Origin of the sequence: Arenibacter aquaticus (assembly GCF_003957295.1) — a bacterium.
GTDB classification, from domain to species: Bacteria; Bacteroidota; Bacteroidia; order Flavobacteriales; family Flavobacteriaceae; genus Arenibacter; species Arenibacter aquaticus.
The window spans coordinates 318,349-336,316 of record NZ_RQPJ01000001.1 but is presented as its reverse complement, the minus strand read 5'-3'; the positions used below and the strand labels follow the sequence as shown (position 1 = coordinate 336,316).

Here is a 17,968-nt window from a genome sequence, read left to right as displayed (position 1 = left end):
AGATGATTAAAAAACCTTTCTCACTTTCTATAGCAGATCTAGTGGAGCAACTGGGGGGAGATATTGACCACGGTTTAAGTAAGAAGGAGGCCTTGCTACGACTACAGGAATATGGGGCAAATCAAATTCCGCAACAGGCTCCGAAAAAGTGGTGGCGCATCTTCCTGGATCAATTCCTGGATCCTATAATTTATATCCTAATGGCTGCGGCCGTACTTGCCTTTTTGTTTAGCGATCCCTTGGAGGGTTTTGCTATTGTAATAGTCATATTAATTTCCGTTGCGATTGGTTTTTTTATGGAGTTGCAGGCCGTGCGTTCCCTGGAAGCGCTTCGTAAGATGGGACAGACGATGGTAGTTGTAAAACGTTCTGGAAACCCGATGCGCATAAGGGCTGCCCAGGTGGTGCCGGGAGATCTTATAATTTTGGAAGCAGGGGATATGATAGCTGCTGATGCCCGCTTAATAGCGGTAGAAAGTTTAACCGTAAAAGAATCGGCCTTAACAGGCGAAAGTGTCCCCATAGCAAAACAAATCCAAGCACTGACCGAAAATACCCCAATTGGCGATCGGACCAATATGATTTTTAGGGGCACTATGGTGGTAGCCGGAAGAGGGAAGGCCATAGTTACAAGCACAGGTAAATACACCCAACTGGGGATTATTCAACAAATGGGCGTAGAGGCCCACAAGGAACGTGCGCCATTGGAAAAAAAACTAAATCAACTTAGTATATGGTTAATTTGGCTTACCCTCCTTCTAGCCGGGTTAATTGTGGTAACAGGCTATATTAGGGGCAAGAACCTATTTCTCATGATAGAGACCGGGGTGGCCTTGGCAGTAGCTGCCATTCCGGAAGGTCTGCCTATTGTAGCGACCATCGCCTTGGCCCAGGGGATGATGCGATTGTCCAAAAAACAGGTTATTATTAAAAAACTGGAGGCGGTACAGACCCTAGGGGCAACCAATATTATCTGTACCGATAAGACAGGCACCTTAACGGAGGATAGGATGACGGTACATAGCATGCAATTTGGCAAAATTGGAGAGGAAGACCTATACCACAAAGAGACAGCTTTCTACAATGGTTTAAAGAGTAATCCCATATTTAATAAAATGATTTTGACCGCGGTGTTATGCAATAATGCGAGTACAACGGGGGCAGATAGTGAAGGGGACTCCATAGAACTGGCCTTGATGCATTTTGCAGTTCACATGGGTTATGACACCGCAATGATAAAAAAATCCTATCCGGAAGAACTGGAGCTGCCCTTTGATGCAAAAAATAAGCTTATGGCTACGGCACATAGACACCAAGGCAAATTCTTGGTTTTTGTTAAAGGAGCGTATGTGAGCGTGGCACCATATTGTAATCTTGTTATGGATGGTAAAAGCGAAAAACCCTTTGTAGACAAGGGGGATTGGCGTAACAAGGTAGATAATATGGCAGCCAAAGGCCTCCGTACTTTGGCCTTTGCCTGTAAGGAAGTAAGTACTCTCCCTACAAAGGAGAGCATGGTAAAGGAACTAAGTTTCTTAGGGATAATTGGATTTATAGATCCTGCCCGTGAAGATGTTAAATCAACAATAGCGGTATATAAAAAAGCCGGTATAAAGATGGTGATGATTACCGGGGATCACCCTGGTACGGCCAGTAAAATTGCCGAAGAGGTGGGGTTGTTAGATAAGAATGCAACTCCCCATATGGTCATGCAGGGAAAAGACCTTCAATTGTCGAAGGGGGAGTATGGGAAAATGAACAATAGGTTACTGACGGCATCGGTATTTGCAAGGGTAACCCCAGAACAGAAGTTGGATCTGGTAACCTATTATCAGCGGCACAACCATATAGTAGGTATGATAGGTGACGGTATTAATGACGTTCCCGCTTTGAAGAAGGCCGACATTGGTATTGCCATGGGGATCAGGGGAACCGAAGCCGCCAGAGAGGTGGCAGATGTAATCTTAAAAAACGATAAGTTTACGGCCATTGAAATGGCAATCCGTCAAGGGAGGGTGGTTTTTCAGAATATACGTCAGTTTGTGGTGTATTTGTTGTCTTGCAATTTGGCAGAAATACTATCGGTGGGTATAGCGGCCTTAATGAATTTGCCCTCTCCCTTGTTGCCTCTACAGATCCTATTCCTGAACCTGGTGACAGACGTTTTTCCTGCATTGGCCTTGGGGCTGGGCAAAGGAGAAAAGGATATTATGTTACAATCTCCCAAAAACCCCAAGGCGCCTATATTGGATAAAAGGGGTTGGCACCTCACCATATTGTACGGACTGTGTATTAGCCTTGGTGTTCTGGGGATGGTGGTTTATGCAAACCTTATTTTGCAGCTTTCGTCCAATACAATCAATAATATGGCATTTTATACCTTGGTAATGGCCCAATTATTAAACGTTTTTAATATGCCCAGACTTGGGGAATCTTTCTTTGTAAATGAAGTTACTACCAATATTTGGGTATGGGGAGCCATAATAGTGTCCCTGGGCATTACTTTTGGTGCCTACTTCATAACTCCCATTGCAACGGCACTCACTTTGGGAACACTCACTGTAGTTCAGTTAGAATTAAGTCTTTTATTTGCTTTGGCCTCCTTGGTATTGGCACAAATGCTACGGATTGTATTTTATGGCAAATGGTTTTAATTACTGCTTTTGGCCATTCCAAATGTTATGTTTCGTTTTTCGGCTTTATTAATATTTTCAATGCCCTGTAAGAGGGAATCGGGATTAAAGGAAATACTGTCTATTCCTTCATCTACCAAAAACTGGGCAAATTCTGGGAAGTCGCTAGGCGCCTGACCGCAAAGACCAATTTTTGTTTTGGTACGGTTGGCAGAGTGTATAGCCATGGATACGATGCGTTTAACAGCCTTGTCATTTTCATCAAACAAATGGCCCATTATCTCAGAATCCCTATCTATTCCCAGGCTCAATTGTGTAAGATCGTTGGAGCCTATGGAAAAACCATCAAATATTTCGGCAAATTCCTCGGCCAGGATCACATTACTGGGAATCTCTACCATGGTATATACCTCAAGTCCGTTATCACCTCTTTTTAGACCATTTTCTTCCATTATGTCAATGACCTTTTGTCCTTCTTCCAGCGTTCTGCAAAAGGGCACCATTACCTTTAGGTTGGTTAGTCCCATGGTTTCGCGTACCCTTTTTATGGCCGCGCACTCCAAAGCAAAGCCTTCTTTGTAGCGTTCGTTATAGTATCTGGAAGCCCCTCTAAATCCCAACATCGGATTTTCTTCCTTGGGCTCAAAATCCTTTCCCCCTAAAAGGTTGGCATATTCATTTGTCTTAAAATCACTAAGGCGAACTATAACCTCTTTGGGATAGAAGGCCGCAGCAATGGTTGCTATGCCCTGGGATAACTGATCTACAAAATAGGAGGGTTTATCCGAGTAGTTTTTGGTTAGTGCCTCAATTTCCTTTTTGCTGTCAACATCTTTTATCTCCTTGAATTTCACCAAGGCCATTGGATGTATTTTCACCCTGTGTGTAATAATAAATTCCATTCTTAGCAATCCTACTCCGTTGTTGGGATAAAATGATAGTTGAAAGGCGTTTTCAGGGTCGGCCAAGATTAATTTGGCCTCGGTCTTGGGCAGATGAATGCTGGAGAAGTCTATTTCCTGTTCTATGTATGCCAGCCTCCCGCTATATACAAAGCCTGTTTTTCCTTCCGCACAGGAAAGGGTGATTTGCTCACCATGGGCCACCATCTGGGTGGCATTGCCACAACCTACAATGGCAGGCACGCCTAGTTCCCGGGCTACAATGGCAGCATGACTTGTTCTTCCTCCTTTGTTGGTGATAAACCCGCCAACCTGTTTTAGTAGTGGATCCCAATCCGGGGTAATACAATCGGTTAGAATGATAGTATCTAAGGTTAGGCCTTTGGCATCTTTTGGAGAATTTAATAGAACCGCTTGTCCTACCTTAATTTTGTGCCCAACGGCATTTCCCGAAACCAGTACTTCCCCTTTATCCTGAAGTTGGTATGCTATATGGATATTTTTGTTTTTAGTATGGTGCACCGTCTCTGGTCGCGCCTGTGTAATAAAGAGTTCATTGCTCAATCCGTCTTTGGCCCATTCTATATCCATAGGTTTTTGGTAATGCTCCTCTATTAACAATGCCCAATTGCCAAGGGTATTGATTTCCTCATCGGACAATACGTACTGTTCCTGTTTGCTAAAGGGAGTGTCCGTATTAATCGTGCTAGCCTCTTCTTCCGCCAAGGCGTAGACCATGGTTTGCTGCTTATCACCCAGTCTTTTCTGGATTATAGGATGGCTGTTATTTCGGAGGCTAGGCTTAAAGACATAAAATTCATCGGGGTTTACCGTTCCCTGAACAATATTTTCGCCCAGTCCCCAAACACCTGAGAGTAATATAACATTCTCAAAGCCGGATTCGGGTTCTATGGTAAATCCTACCCCGCTACACCCCTTGTCGGAGCGAACCATTAACTGCACACCAACAGACAGGGCAACATCTTCATGTAGAAACCCTTTGTCTTCCCTGTATTTAATGGCGCGGTCCGTATAGAGGGAAGCAAAACATTTTTTAATGGCATCAAGAACATTGTCCCCACCCAAAATGTTTAAAAAGGTATCATGCTGTCCGGCAAAACTGGCATCCGGAAGGTCTTCGGCAGTGGCACTGCTTCTAACGGCTACCGCCCTATCTTCTTTTCCGCACAAGCTTTTATAGGCCTTGCGAACCGATTTGGCAAAGGAAGGGGAAAGTGCGCTCTCTAATATACAGTTACGGGCCCGTTCTCCAATAAGGTCCAAATTGGAATACGTTTTCCTATCTAGGCCGGCAAGAATGTTCTTTAGGGTTTCCCGTATTTTATTTTGATCTAAAAATTGCCAAAACGCCTTTGATGTGGTAGCGAAACCATTTGGGATCCTGACCCCCTTTTGGGTGAGCTGGTTGTACATTTCTCCCAAGGAGGCATTTTTCCCGCCCACCGCAGGAATATCTTGGATACCAATACTGTCAAATCTCTTAATGTGATCTTTCATCTCCTAAGCATTTCAGATTACAGTTATCTAATGTAGTGGGCTTAAGACAGATAGCAAATGACCTTTGTCATAAGGATGCAGCAGTAGGAGTTCTTATAAAATATGCCCAACAAGGCAAAATAATAATACCAAATTGGGTAAATCCATTTTAAATTCTTTGTTTGCCGGTCATCCCGGATATATTAATACGGTATACTACGGGACTGCCTATGGCGCTGAGCTTACTGGAGAATTCTCCAATAAATTTGGGGCTGGCATTCTCCTTTTTTGAAATATTCTTTTTTACCCCCTCGGAAAACTTGTGGAGCAGTCGTTTTGCGTCCGAACCGCTCAGCTCTTCAAATGTACCGTAGAGTAAAACCGATTTCCATTGGTTTACCGACTCAATTTCATCTACTTGAAAAGAAACCGATTCGTTTTTACGCATGGCATCAATCTTAAAACCTTCCCCAGAATAGGAGATAATGCTATGTTGATCGGCATCGTAATAGTAGGTAATGGGAATAATATCCGCGTTATTCTTACTGATATAACCTATACGGCCAATATAATTAGCGTCCAACAAATGCTTACAAGCCTCTGTATTTAAATCTTTGAACATAGATATTTATTTTTTTGTTGGTTTAGTGATGTTGTTGACGACATGGCGCCAAATTGGATCCCAATATATTTCAAAGCTATGTAGTTGGGGAAAACAAAAAAATGACATCGGTCAGTGTCCTTTTTTTTCTATTAGTCTCTAGACATATAATTATACGGCTGATACAGATCATTGTCTGGGCTTCATGATCCCAATAACTTAGCGGGAGTAAAATTTTACAAATGATTTTGAGCACTAATTATTAACTAAAATTAATTGTCATGAAGAAAATAATATTAGGATTATTGTTTCTTGGGCTTGTAATACCAGTTTACGCCCAGGATATAAAAACAGAGGAATTATCTGAAGTCACGGTGGTTGCTACCAACTACAAATACCTCAACGATGTAAATTCAGAAGAAGTGGCCTCTATTCCCGTACAAATGCTAGAGCGCAAGGTGGCGGAATATGACCCCACGAGTTCCGAGTATTACTCGGATGATTTTGCCCAGTACAACATTACGTTTTACATTCCAGAAGGTAAGATACTTGCGGCATATGACAGCGATGGCAATCTGATCCGAACCATAGAACGGTTCAAGGACATCAACATTCCAAAGTCGGTTAAGCTTGCTGTGGCCAATAGATTCCCGGGGTGGGTCATCAGTAAAGACATCTATAAGGTAAGCTATAATGATAAAACGGGTTCTAATAAGATGTATAAATTAACTTTGGAAAACGGGGACAAGACCATAAGGGTGAAAACCGATGAAATGGGCAATTTTGATGATTAAATTGTTTTAATATCCATAACAAACAATTGCGCATGGGAAAAGGGTACTGCGAAAACAGATTTTTAAATAATTTGTGGTCAGTGTCCTTTTTTTTATGCTTATGCATGTCCAAAAATCAATAGCACATTGAGGAAAGGTAGGTAGATAATTCTGGGATCCAGGATGATAAAGGCATGGGTATATTTACTGTTTTTCTTTGGCTGTTTGCTGCATTGTCTTAATAGCTTTTGCATCACTCACCTGTGGGAAGTGTTGGTAATACTGTCCTACAGCACGGAAATCGTAAGGTACTTCTAAGCAGACAACTTCATCCACATTGGGATGGTGCTTTAATTTTCTAATGGCAGAACTGGGAGCTACAGGAATGGCCACAATAATAGCCTTGGGTTGTTGATGACCTACCAGTTCTACCGTGGCCAGTATGGTGTTGCCCGTAGCAATGCCATCATCTACAATAATAACCGTTCTTCCCTCAAGGGAACTGGGCTCACGGTTGGTGTAAAACATATTATGGTGCTTCTCCAGTTTTTTTCTAATTCGGATGGTTTCCTCTTCAATATAACTGTTTTCAACATCGATGTTATCACTAAGAACCCTGCTTTTTAAACTTACGGCCCCAATTGCATATTCCTTATTAAAGGGATGGCCAATTTTCTTGGAAAGTGCTACTTCCAAAGGAGCTTCCAATGTTTTGGCAATGATCTCGCCCAAGGGAAGCCCCCCTCTGGGTATGGCCATAACTACAACATCCTGACCTTTATACCCAAGCAGTTTATCTGCCAATTGATCTCCTGCTTCTTTTCTATCCGTAAACATATATATCGATTTTTAGATTTATTTTATTTGGTCGTGGTCCAATTTTATATCACCTACTTGGTTCAAATAGGGAAAGAAGAGGCAAACTCCCGTTACCCAACAAGGGTCAAGATCCAAATGCCTGTGAGAAAAGGAGATTGAACCTTCTTTCAATTAAAGCAGGGGCTCTTTAAAAGACAAGGGAGAAGAAAGTATCACTTTGCTGTTTGGCCCCATTCCATCTTCTGTTTTATTAATGGAAACGATTTAATCGTTCTTTAAAGAAATTATAATAAAAGATATCGTGAAATGATTTTCATCAGTCCGTTTAAACTTTCTCCTTATTATCTTATCAATTATGATTTTTCTCATTTTCTTATAGTGGGAATTCCCTTTATTTTGGAGATTGCTAATAGACTGATTATGCGATATTTTTTATTATTTGCCTTGGGTTTTACATTAATCTACTGTAGTGAACAAGGGCAGAGAACCTTCCCTCTAAAGACCAAGCTTACCGAATCGGTTTATGCATCTGCTACCATTCAGCCAGATAGTTTGTACAAGGCCTATGCGGTTGTGGCCGGGATCCTTGATAAAAACTTGGTAGCGGAGGGCGATAAGGTTCATAAAGGAGAGGCCCTAGTGCATATAAACAATAATGCGCCCAAGCTTAATACTGCAAACGCCAGACTTGCTTTAGAGTTGGCCCAAGAAAACTATAGCGGCAGTGCCGCCGTCCTTAGAAGTTTGAAAGACGAAATACACGCAGCCGATCTTACATTTTACAATGACTCTGTTAACTATTATAGGCAGAAAAGGCTGTGGGAACAAAAAATAGGCTCCAAGGTAGAGTATGATAATCGTTTATTGGCTTATGAACTGGCCAAAAACAAGTTAAACCTATTAAAAGCAAACTATAGTCGCACCAAGAAAGAGCTTGAAACGCAACTAAGGCAGGCAAAAAATAATTACAATGCCTCACAGATCAATTCCGAGGATTTTACCGTAACCAGTAAAATCAATGGTACGGTATATGCGCTATTTAAGGAGCCTGGGGAAATTGTTACCACTTTGGAACCCCTGGCATCTGTTGGTAGTAGTACGGTTTTTGTCATTGAGCTTTTGGTAGATGAGGTAGACATCGTAAAACTGGAGTTGGGACAAAAGGCCCTTATTACTATGGATGCCTATCCACAGGAAGTATTTGTGGCAAAAATCAGCAAGATCTACCCCCGTAAGGACGAGCGCTCCCAGACATTTATGGTGGAGGCTGTATTTGAACAGGCACCCAAAACGCTATATCCCGGTCTTTCCGGAGAAGGAAATATAATTATCTCGGAAAAGGAGGCTGCACTGACCATTCCTAAAGAATTTTTGTTCAATGGCAATCAGGTGTTGACCCAGGATGGCGCAGTTGATGTAATGGTGGGATTGCAAAACTTGGACCGGGTAGAAATTCTAAAGGGTATAGATGAAAGTACCCAACTTCTAAAACCCGAGGAATGATTAATTGGAAGGTGATATTGAATATAGCAAGGACCCATCTGCTGACCAAGATGAAATCTACGGTCACGGCCTCTCTTGGGGTAACCTTTGGTATAGGGGCCTATATTACCTTGGTCAGTTTTATGACCGGTCTCAATGAAATGCTAGACAGTCTTATCCTTAATCAAACCCCGCATATTCACCTTTATAACGAAATTGAGCCCAGCCAAGAACAACCAGTAGCCCTATATAAAGATTTTGAGGATGCCATTAATGTGGTACGTTCCGTAAAACCAAAGCAGAGTCAGACAAAAATACACAACGCCCTACCTATTTTAAATTACCTAAAATCTGATGAAAAAGTAAAGGGGGCAACACCACAGCTGCGGGCACAGATTTTCTATTTGTCGGGTTCCATAGAACTTGGAGGCAACCTCGTTGGGGTAGATGTTATGGAAGAAGCGCGACTATACAATTTGCGTGATTATATTGTAAAGGGGACTGCAGAGGATCTGAAAAACACGGAAAACGGAATTCTACTGGGGTCGGGTTTGGCAGGAAAAATGTCGCTTGCCCCTGGAGATCGGGTGCAGGTGAGTACGGTGAAAGGAGATGTTTTTCCTTTGAAAATAGTGGGTATTTACCAAAGTGGAATTGCTGATATAGACAATATTCAAAGTTTTGCGAACCTTAAAACTGTTCAACGTATTTTAGGGGAAGCCAATAATTACATTACCGATATAAATGTAAAACTGCTCACTATAGAGGACGCTCCTACCATGGCCAATGTCCTGGAGAAACAATTTAATATAACGGCTACGGATATAAATGAGGCCAATGCCCAGTTCGAGACAGGTTCCAATATCCGGAACCTGATCACCTATGCAGTATCCATAACCCTATTGATAGTTGCAGGCTTTGGTATCTATAATATACTGAACATGCTTATTTATGAAAAGATGAAGGATATTGCTATTCTGAAAGCAACCGGATTTTCAGGAAGGGATGTACAATTGATATTTATGAGTCAAGCTATGATAATAGGAGCAGTTGGAGGTATTTTGGGCTTAATTGTAGGCTATGTGCTTTCTAGGATGATAGATAATGTTGCCTTTGAGACCGAGGCGCTGCCCACTATAACAACCTATCCTATAAATTACAATATTTGGTATTATGTTATTGGGATTAGTTTTGCCCTTCTTTCCACATTTGTAGCGGGTTGGTTACCGGCGAGCAAAGCCAGACGTATAGATCCTGTACGTATTATTCGCGGTACTTAATAAATGCTTATGGAATTAGTTTTAGAGACCAAAAACATTAACAAATACTTTCAAAAGCCTGTGAAGTTCCATGTACTCAAGGACATTTCTTTAGGGGTTAAGAAAGGGGAGTTTGCTTCCATTATGGGGAAATCCGGATCGGGGAAGTCTACCTTGCTGTACATTCTTTCTACCATGGATACGGATTATAGTGGTGAACTATACCTGAACAATGAATTGGTTACCGGACAAAAATCACAGGACCTTTCTAGAATACGGAACAAGCATATTGGTTTTGTATTTCAGTTCCACTATTTGTTGTCCGAGTTCAGCGTATTGGAAAATGTGATGTTGCCCGCTAAAAAACTGGCTATAAAATCCCACGCGGAAATTGAACATGATGCCATGGAAAAGCTAAAAATGTTGAATATTGAGACTTTGGCCCACCAGCGAGCCTCAAGAATTTCTGGCGGCGAAAAGCAGCGTGTGGCCATTGCCAGGGCATTAATAAATAACCCCAGTATATTAATGGGTGATGAGCCTACGGGAAATCTGGATAGCTATAACTCGGAAAATGTTTTTGGTATTTTCAAACGCCTAAAGGAAGAAAAGGGACTGTCCCTTCTTGTGGTAACACACGATGAGGATTTTGCCAAGCGTACGGACCGAATTATACAGATGGAGGACGGAATGATCATAAATTAAATGTAGACGGGTTATAAAACCTAAATTAGAAAAAGTGATTGGGACCAAAAACTTTATGCGCCACTCCAGAAAGCACCTTTGTCCACGGTTCTCGCCTTGGGTTTGGTATGGTTTAAACTGATATAGATCATTTTATAAAAGGGGAATAACTTATAGCTTTAAGCTACCTAGGTGAGAGGTGTTTTTTATGAACCTAATCCTTATGGAATGTGCCGTACAAAGTTATTACTTTTCCTTTTCTGTGTGGTTATTTTTACTTCTTGTCAACCGCCAGTTTCATTTACCGAACCACAGCCCGTTGATGGCAGAACGTTGGCTATTATGCCCATGGAATACAAAGGTATATTTTGGTGTCAGTTAGATAGTGCCCTAGTATATATAAACGACCGCGCTCTAATAAAAAGGAAAGAGTTCTTGATAAAAACTACCATGGATGAAATTAGGTCTTGTCCCAATTTTCATTTAGAAAATGGCAGTCTTATGGTCAAGGATAGGTCATATCATTTTCCGGTTAGAATGCACAAGGATACCATCCTATGTAGGGTGGTACTAACGGATACTTTGTTTGTAATTGATGAACCCCAAAATCTGCTTAGGACCTATAAAGGTCACCTACTTTTAAATACAAAACTAAAGGCGGATTCTTGGGAGGTAGGTGTCTTAAGCATCAAAAGAAATGGTTTGCTTAACATAACCAAGGCAGAAAAGGCCAAGGCGCTATTAAAATTGGATTCCATTGATCTAATAAGACCGCAATGGGAAAATGACCGCATACTTAGTCGGACCCATGTGTCACCTACCTTAAGCCAATTTGAAAATCTACTACAACAAGGCTTACAGATTAATTGCAACTGTAAAAAATTTGAGCGGATAATAACTATGCAAGAAGGAATTTACAGGTATTACAGCTTAGGAAACCTATAGGAAGTTGTACAGGCATTTTTAGGAGGGGTCTCTTTGTTCTACTTTTCCGAACTCTTGTCCAGTAGTGCCAGCCCTCTTTTGCCCAGTATACTTTCCAGATCTTCCAAGTCTACCACCTCTTTTTGTAATAGTAGTTGGGCAAGGTTTTCCAATTGGTCCTTGTGATCCAGTAAAATGTTTTTGGTTTTCTCATAGGCAACGGTCACCAAGGCCTGTACTTCCTTATCAATTTTCCTTGCCATATCTTCACTATAGGGTTTTCCTATTAGTCGGTCATTTTGCCCTGTAGAGTCATAAAAACTAATGGGTCCTATTTCATTGTCCAGCCCGTAATAGGCCACCATGGTATAGGCTTGTTTTGTTACCTTTTCCAAATCGTCCAAGGCTCCTGATGAGGCCTCGTTGAATATAATTTCCTCGGCCGCGCGCCCTCCAAGGGAGGCACATATTTGGTCCATAAATTGGGATTTGGTCACTATTTGTCTTTCCTCTGGCAGGTACCAGGCAGATCCTAAAGATTTGCCCCTGGGAATGATTGAGACCTTTACCAATGAATCTACATTTTCAAGGTGCCAACTTACAACCGCATGTCCGGCTTCGTGGTATGCTACAATATTCTTTTCTTTTGGGGAGATGATCTTACTTTTTCTTTCTATCCCTCCAATAACCCGATCCCTGGCCTGCATAAAATCTACATGTCCCACCTGTGTCTTTTTCTTGCGCGCGGCTATTAGTGCCGCCTCGTTACAAAGGTTGGCAATGTCCGCACCGGAGAAACCTGGGCTCATTTTGGCCAGGTTTTCAACATTCACGGTTTTGGCCAATTTTAAGGGCCGCATATGTACCTTAAATATGGCAATGCGCTCTTCTTGGGTAGGTAGTTCCAGATAAATATGGCGGTCAAAGCGGCCAGGGCGTAATAAGGCCTTGTCCAATACATCGGGCCTATTGGTGGCGGCCAAAACTATTACACCGGTATTGGGGCCAAAGCCGTCCAATTCTGTCAGCAATTGGTTAAGGGTACTTTCCCTTTCGTCATTGGCTTGAAAGGCATTTACTTTTCCGCGAGACCGGCCCACGGCATCTATTTCATCAATAAAAATAATGCTTGGTGCTTTTTCTTTGGCCCGTTTAAAAAGATCACGTACCCGTGAGGCACCTACGCCTACAAACATCTCTACAAATTCTGATCCGGACATGGAGAAAAAAGGTACTTGAGCCTCCCCGGCCACGGCTCTGGCCATAAGGGTTTTTCCGGTTCCCGGTGGCCCTGCCAACATAACCCCCTTTGGAATTTTGGCACCCAGAGCTGTGTATCTTTCAGGGTTTTTTAGGAAGTCCACAACTTCCATGACCTCGGTCTTTGCCTCTTTTAATCCAGCAATATCCTTAAAGGTGACAGAAATTGTAGTGCCTTTCTCCATAAGCTTGGCAGTAGATTTCCCAAAATTGAACAAGGAACCGCCACTAGAACTTCCCCCTCCCATTCTTCGGAGCATAAATATCCAGAATAGGATAATTAATCCAAAAGGTAAGAGCCAACCTAAGACATTGATCCAGCTGGTACGGTTTTGGTACTGTATATCAACCATCTCCTCTGTAAGGAAATCTTGCTGGGCCTGCTGTAGCTTGTTCTCAAAACTATCCACAGACCCAATAGTCATTCTAAAATGGGGGCCGGTGCCGCTAAGGGTGCTACTTGGACCTTCCCTGTACTTAGGGTCACTGAGTCGATTTTGTTTAATATAGATTTCAGCTATCTCTTTGTTAACGACAACAATTTTTTCAACATCCTGCTGGGATAGCATGTTTTCCTCAAATTCTGACCAACTTATTTCCCTAATATAAATGGAGGCATTGTTCATGAGGTAGAACACGCCCATAAAAGTAAACAGCATAATATAGAACCAACTTATACCATAACCACCAAACGGGGGCTTGGGGTTTCCATCCTGCTTGGGGTCATTAGTAGCGTCTTTATCCGATTGATCCTTCATTTCTACATCTATAAAAATATATAGCATGCTGCATGCACACCATATTATAAAGTTATTCCAATATCCCCACAGTAAGAATGACCTATATCATTTTAGGTTTCGGACTATTGCTTTAATCTTCAGTAGTAAACATCGTAACCAATGGAAACCAGAAAATTACTTTGGGCCTTTATGCTCTTTCTTACATACATCATTGTATTGATACTTGCCAGTTGAGATTAGGTAATTATCCCGGAATGGTCACAATACTTTTAACAAAAGTTATGGCCATGATGTAAAATGAACTACGCAGTTTTTTAGGACTGCTGTTATGCAGCCGACTATTGCCATCAAATGGTAGCGGCGTCATGAATGTGCCTTGTTAGCTGAGTCAGCAGCAAATAGAAAATGAGCTCGCTATGACCGGGTGCCACTATTTGTTGGGAGGCTTTTAAAGGGTATGGTTAAATGCCCAATGGACATAATAGATCAGTTCTCAGTAAACCGTCCCAGGCGCATTAAAATGACTGGGCGTAATGGTTTATTTTCCAGAATAAATAGAAAAATAAATACCATGAAAACGCTTCTTTATGCTACAGACTGTTCTCCCAACGCTATTCCGGCATTGCTGTATGCCTATCATATAAGCAAGACAATGAAAGCTCGTTTGGTAGTAACCTATGTGTTCCAACACCCAGAGCTGTTGGGTTTGCAAGGAGGCAATGAACTTGCTCCCATGTCAGAGGAAAAGGCTCTTGAACATTATTACGAGCGCTTGGAAAATTTCTGTTCGGAGCATTTGGGGCCCCAATGGAGATCACGGAATATTCTTATAGAGCCAATCAGCGGTAAATCGGTTGTAAAAGGGATAATTTCCAAGGCAATGGATTGGCGGGCCTATTTTATTGTGGTAGGAATAACTGGAGATAACCCCCTAAGGGATTTTATAGTGGGAAGCACTACAAAACTACTTATAAATAAGGCTCCTTGTCCCGTATTGGCAATCCCTTCTGAAATAGGGTATGAAACGCTTCAAACTATTGTCTATGCCAGTGATTTTGAAGACGGGGATGTCTATGCAATTCGGAGACTGGCAGAAATGGCAGAGCCGTTCGGCGCCAAAATAATAGTAGTGCATGTATCTAGGGATGTAGCGCATGTAGGGGACAATCGAATGAATCTGCTTAAAGAACGCATACAAAAGAAAGTATCCTATCCTAACATATCTTATAAACTTATCTTTTCGGACAAGGTCTTTGAGACGCTTCAACATACTCTTGGGGACTTAAAGGCAAACCTTGTAGTTATGTTGGAACGGGATAAAGGAGGCTGGGCAGAGCAATGGTTACACCGGGATCTGGTAAAAAGAATGGAGACCAAAACAGAGATTCCGTTATTGAGTTTTAGGGAGGGAAACCATCAATTATCCTATGTAAAGGCCACTTTATAAAAACTAAAAGGATGGGGCAAACCAAATCTTTCCGTTAATACTGACACATGTCATATGTATTTCCATAATTTCATTTTAGCTTTATTGGCAGTGGATTTTAAAAGGGGTATGAACGGGTTGTTTTAACCTTTAAACAGGAAACAGATGACGGCCAAATCACTACAGAAGCATAAGGAGGAAAATAATTTTGGAGCGTTTTACAAAAGGCTTTCGGACTTTATTCCCGAGGTGAAACAATTTTTGATAGGAAGTCTTAAGGCCGCTGAATGTCAGGCCCTGCTTGATAGGGGGTTTTATGATCCTGAAGAATTGTTGGATGAGATATTCTTGGAAACCTTTGAAGCTTATTCCGAAGAAGAGGAGGAAAGTAAACTTAGAAGGGCGCTTTTTAAAAAAGCGATTGGGAAAATTCTCGAAAAAAGAAGAATGGAAGTTCCGGATGACGTAAATACCCATTCTCTTTTAAAAGAAGAATTAAGGGCCTTGGACGAAGAGTTGACTACTGATGCGGAAGGGGATTTGATTTTGAAAGAGGAGCTGGATGATATATCATACAGTCAGAAAAGAGGCTGGACTACGCCTATATTATTGGATAAGGCTCTGGAGCAAAAATTGATAGGACAGCTAGATCTTCACGAAGACGTTCTAATTTCTGAGGAAAAAAGACGGTTGTTGGGGCAATTGTACTATAGCGTACCCCCAAAAAGTAAAACCGTTATAGAGTTGATGGTCTTTGGCGATCAGGACACCACCGAGATTTCTGAAATAATGGAGGTCCCAGAGGCAATAATCCAGAAAGTACTGTTTAAGGTAAAGGAGAGATTTAGACTATTATAAATTAATAATACCAAAACCACCTATGGTCAAGTATACGATCAACCTAGCAAATGTTTTTTATTTTGTTTTCACTTTTACTGCGCTAATATGGATACTTATTTTAGCCAAGGTGATTATAATTCCACTGGTATTCAGTTTTTTTTTGCCCTGATGTTAAAGCCTATTGCCGCCTTTTTTGAACGGATAGTAGGCAATAGGATATTGGCCATATTTACGGCCTATATTTTGGCCGTAACCCCCTTGTTTTTATTACTTTTTTTCTTTTTTAACCAAACTAGGATATTGTTTAGTGGCCTGCCATCTTTTAGGGAAAGGTTAAATAAGGTAGTGGAGTCTATAACGGATTGGACCGATCAAAAATTTAATTTGGATGCAGAGGCCACTTCCACTTGGGTTTCTGAGCGGGTGCTGGCAGCATCTGATATATCTATGGATCTGGTGGGCGATAGCCTGCAATCTACCACTAACGTATTGGTCAATATGGTATTAATAGCCTTAATTACCTATTTCTTATTGTTGTACCGAAGTTCAATAAAGAATTTTATATTGGTTCAGGTTCAGGAGCAAAATAGGGAAGCCTTAGAGCAGCTGTTGGGTAAATTACAAAACTTGACCAAGCGGTATATGATTGGACAGGGCTTGGTAATTATAGTCCTTGGCTTGCTAATTGGTTCCGGATTGTGGCTAATTGGGGTTCCCTATCCATTTTTTTGGGGGTTTTTAGCCGGATTTTTTGAGATCGTCCCCTATGTGGGGACCTCTATAGGCGGACTATTGCCATTCTTTTATATGCTAATGGTGTCCGAGACCTTGTGGCAGCCTTTTGCCGTGGTTGGACTCTATATCCTAGTGCAACAGATTGAGGGTAATTTAATTTCCCCAAATATCATGGGTCAGAGTATCAGAATTAATCCGTTGTTCATTATACTGGGACTTTTTATTGGAGGTATAATGTGGGGTATTGCGGGTATGATACTGGTGTTGCCCATTTTGGCTATTTCCAAAGAGGTGTTCAGGAGTTTTGAGATTACGGAACCCTTCAGTTATCTTATGGAGGATGGACTTGCTCGGAATAAAGACGTTTTTTTGCAAAAGTTTGATCAGGAGAAGTATCGGATCTTTAATTTTTTCTTTCAAGAAAGAAAGCCCTAACGGTATGGGCATAAGAATACCCATGAAGCGCTTTGTGTACACAGCTACAAGAATATTATTGGTATCAATGGGAATTACTGCCAGCAAGCCCATGGTGTTAATGGTGAAAAGTTGTACGGCTATACCAGGCGTGGTAACCATCTTCCATTTGGCCCTGTTGTAGTTGTTGGGTAAATCCTATATAAATGAAAACAGGAGACCGATTAGGTCTCCTGTTTCCTTGGAAGATTCCAAAACATTTTTAATCCGATCTATCCTTGAGTCATTTAATGTCTAAAATGATATAGGGGACGATATGGGACAAAACAACTGGAACCTTGCGGCCGTTAACATTTTGTGGGGTTTGCAGCCAATTACCAAATATTATAAAAAGGACTGGGGCACTTGGATGCTCCAGTCCTTTGAGTTAGGTATTATGAGAATCTATGGTCTGTCATAAACCAACTAGAAAAATTTACCATGGTATATTCTTCATAGGCTTTAACAGTGTATAGAGCATCCCCATTTACCTATATATGGCTTCTAAGGCATTACTGCTTAGAAACGTATTCATGTCAAGTTTTAAAAAAGAAACCGGGACACCGAAATGTCCTGGTTTCCTAGAAGTTGTTATTTTGACCCAATTGCCACTTACACTGACCCTTTCCAGAACTTATTGCTAAATCCTTTCAGAATTCAAATGGTATAAAAGGGTATCCGTAACCACTTCTTACTTTTAAAGATCCTTGTTTTTATTAAAACCTGATCTATTTTGCTAAATTCAAAGAACTATGTTGTTGTTAATACCGCTAATATACGGGCTTACTTTGGCGTTCGAAATGACCTAGATCAGTTTGCATGTTTTTTTTACATTTTAGGCACCATAGCCTATATACTTATCATAATTCCCGCATTTGGAAGGGTCAATTGAATTTCGAGTTCAAGGGGGGGCTATTGGGGTAGGCCGAAATGATGTTCA

At 41.4% G+C, this 17,968-nt stretch carries 14 protein-coding genes; 10 read left to right on the top strand and 4 right to left on the bottom strand.

Translation table 11 applies throughout. The annotated features are described in order from the left end of the window. Nucleotides 1-2: 2 nt before the first annotated feature. Nucleotides 3-2,654, top strand: a complete 2,652-nt coding sequence (locus EHW67_RS20850; protein WP_126160530.1) for a cation-translocating P-type ATPase — start codon at nucleotides 3-5, stop codon at nucleotides 2,652-2,654. Here the strand turns inward: EHW67_RS20850 and ppsA are convergent. Then, nucleotides 2,651-5,053: a phosphoenolpyruvate synthase gene (ppsA, locus tag EHW67_RS01280; RefSeq protein ID WP_126160529.1), complete on the bottom strand. Its 2,403-nt coding sequence runs from the start codon at nucleotides 5,051-5,053 to the stop codon at nucleotides 2,651-2,653. The genes EHW67_RS20850 and ppsA overlap by 4 nt on opposite strands. A gap of 148 nt (nucleotides 5,054-5,201) precedes the next feature. Continuing rightward, the gene (locus EHW67_RS01275) at nucleotides 5,202-5,654 is read right to left on the bottom strand and encodes a pyridoxamine 5'-phosphate oxidase family protein (RefSeq protein ID WP_126160528.1); all 453 of its coding nucleotides are present in this window, start codon (nucleotides 5,652-5,654) and stop codon (nucleotides 5,202-5,204) included. Between the two features lie 260 nt (nucleotides 5,655-5,914). On the opposite strand from EHW67_RS01275, the gene EHW67_RS01270 reads away from it, so the two are divergent. Beyond that, a complete protein-coding gene (locus EHW67_RS01270; RefSeq protein WP_126160527.1) occupies nucleotides 5,915-6,427 on the top strand; it encodes a nicotinate-nucleotide adenylyltransferase in 513 nt (170 codons plus the stop codon). 183 nt (nucleotides 6,428-6,610) lie between these two features. Here EHW67_RS01270 and EHW67_RS01265 read toward each other — a convergent pair whose 3' ends face one another. Beyond that, nucleotides 6,611-7,243: a phosphoribosyltransferase gene (locus tag EHW67_RS01265; RefSeq protein ID WP_126160526.1), complete on the bottom strand. Its 633-nt coding sequence runs from the start codon at nucleotides 7,241-7,243 to the stop codon at nucleotides 6,611-6,613. A 402-nt stretch (nucleotides 7,244-7,645) separates the two neighbouring features. Here EHW67_RS01265 and EHW67_RS01260 point away from each other — a divergent pair, with 402 nt between their 5' ends. The 4 genes from EHW67_RS01260 to EHW67_RS01245 all read left to right on the top strand — a co-directional run bounded on the left by EHW67_RS01260 (nucleotide 7,646) and on the right by EHW67_RS01245 (nucleotide 11,595). Then, nucleotides 7,646-8,728, top strand: a complete 1,083-nt coding sequence (locus EHW67_RS01260; protein ID WP_126160525.1) for an efflux RND transporter periplasmic adaptor subunit — start codon at nucleotides 7,646-7,648, stop codon at nucleotides 8,726-8,728. Next, the gene (locus tag EHW67_RS01255) at nucleotides 8,725-9,987 is read left to right on the top strand and encodes an ABC transporter permease (RefSeq protein WP_126160524.1); all 1,263 of its coding nucleotides are present in this window, start codon (nucleotides 8,725-8,727) and stop codon (nucleotides 9,985-9,987) included. Before EHW67_RS01260 ends, EHW67_RS01255 begins: the two co-directional genes overlap by 4 nt. A gap of 9 nt (nucleotides 9,988-9,996) precedes the next feature. Beyond that, nucleotides 9,997-10,671, top strand: a complete 675-nt coding sequence (locus EHW67_RS01250; protein WP_126160523.1) for an ABC transporter ATP-binding protein — start codon at nucleotides 9,997-9,999, stop codon at nucleotides 10,669-10,671. A gap of 207 nt (nucleotides 10,672-10,878) precedes the next feature. Next, entirely contained in the window at nucleotides 10,879-11,595 is a 717-nt protein-coding gene (locus tag EHW67_RS01245) for a hypothetical protein (RefSeq protein ID WP_126160522.1), read from the top strand. 38 nt (nucleotides 11,596-11,633) lie between these two features. On the opposite strand, the gene ftsH is transcribed toward EHW67_RS01245, so the two are convergent. After that, nucleotides 11,634-13,619 (bottom strand): ATP-dependent zinc metalloprotease FtsH, encoded by a 1,986-nt coding sequence (gene ftsH, locus EHW67_RS01240; RefSeq protein WP_238389812.1) that lies wholly within the window; start codon nucleotides 13,617-13,619, stop codon nucleotides 11,634-11,636. Nucleotides 13,620-14,145: 526 nt separating this feature from the next. On the opposite strand from ftsH, the gene EHW67_RS01235 reads away from it, so the two are divergent. The 4 genes from EHW67_RS01235 to EHW67_RS20285 all read left to right on the top strand — a co-directional run bounded on the left by EHW67_RS01235 (nucleotide 14,146) and on the right by EHW67_RS20285 (nucleotide 17,173). Further along, nucleotides 14,146-15,021, top strand: coding sequence for a universal stress protein (locus EHW67_RS01235; RefSeq protein WP_158285048.1), 876 nt, complete (start codon nucleotides 14,146-14,148; stop codon nucleotides 15,019-15,021). Between the two features lie 144 nt (nucleotides 15,022-15,165). Then, nucleotides 15,166-15,858 (top strand): RNA polymerase sigma factor, encoded by a 693-nt coding sequence (locus tag EHW67_RS01230; protein ID WP_126160520.1) that lies wholly within the window; start codon nucleotides 15,166-15,168, stop codon nucleotides 15,856-15,858. Nucleotides 15,859-15,945: 87 nt separating this feature from the next. Then, complete coding sequence (locus tag EHW67_RS01225; protein ID WP_126160519.1) at nucleotides 15,946-17,010, top strand: AI-2E family transporter; 1,065 nt, start codon at nucleotides 15,946-15,948, stop codon at nucleotides 17,008-17,010. A gap of 4 nt (nucleotides 17,011-17,014) precedes the next feature. After that, nucleotides 17,015-17,173, top strand: coding sequence for a hypothetical protein (locus EHW67_RS20285; protein ID WP_158285047.1), 159 nt, complete (start codon nucleotides 17,015-17,017; stop codon nucleotides 17,171-17,173). Nucleotides 17,174-17,968 lie beyond the last annotated feature (795 nt).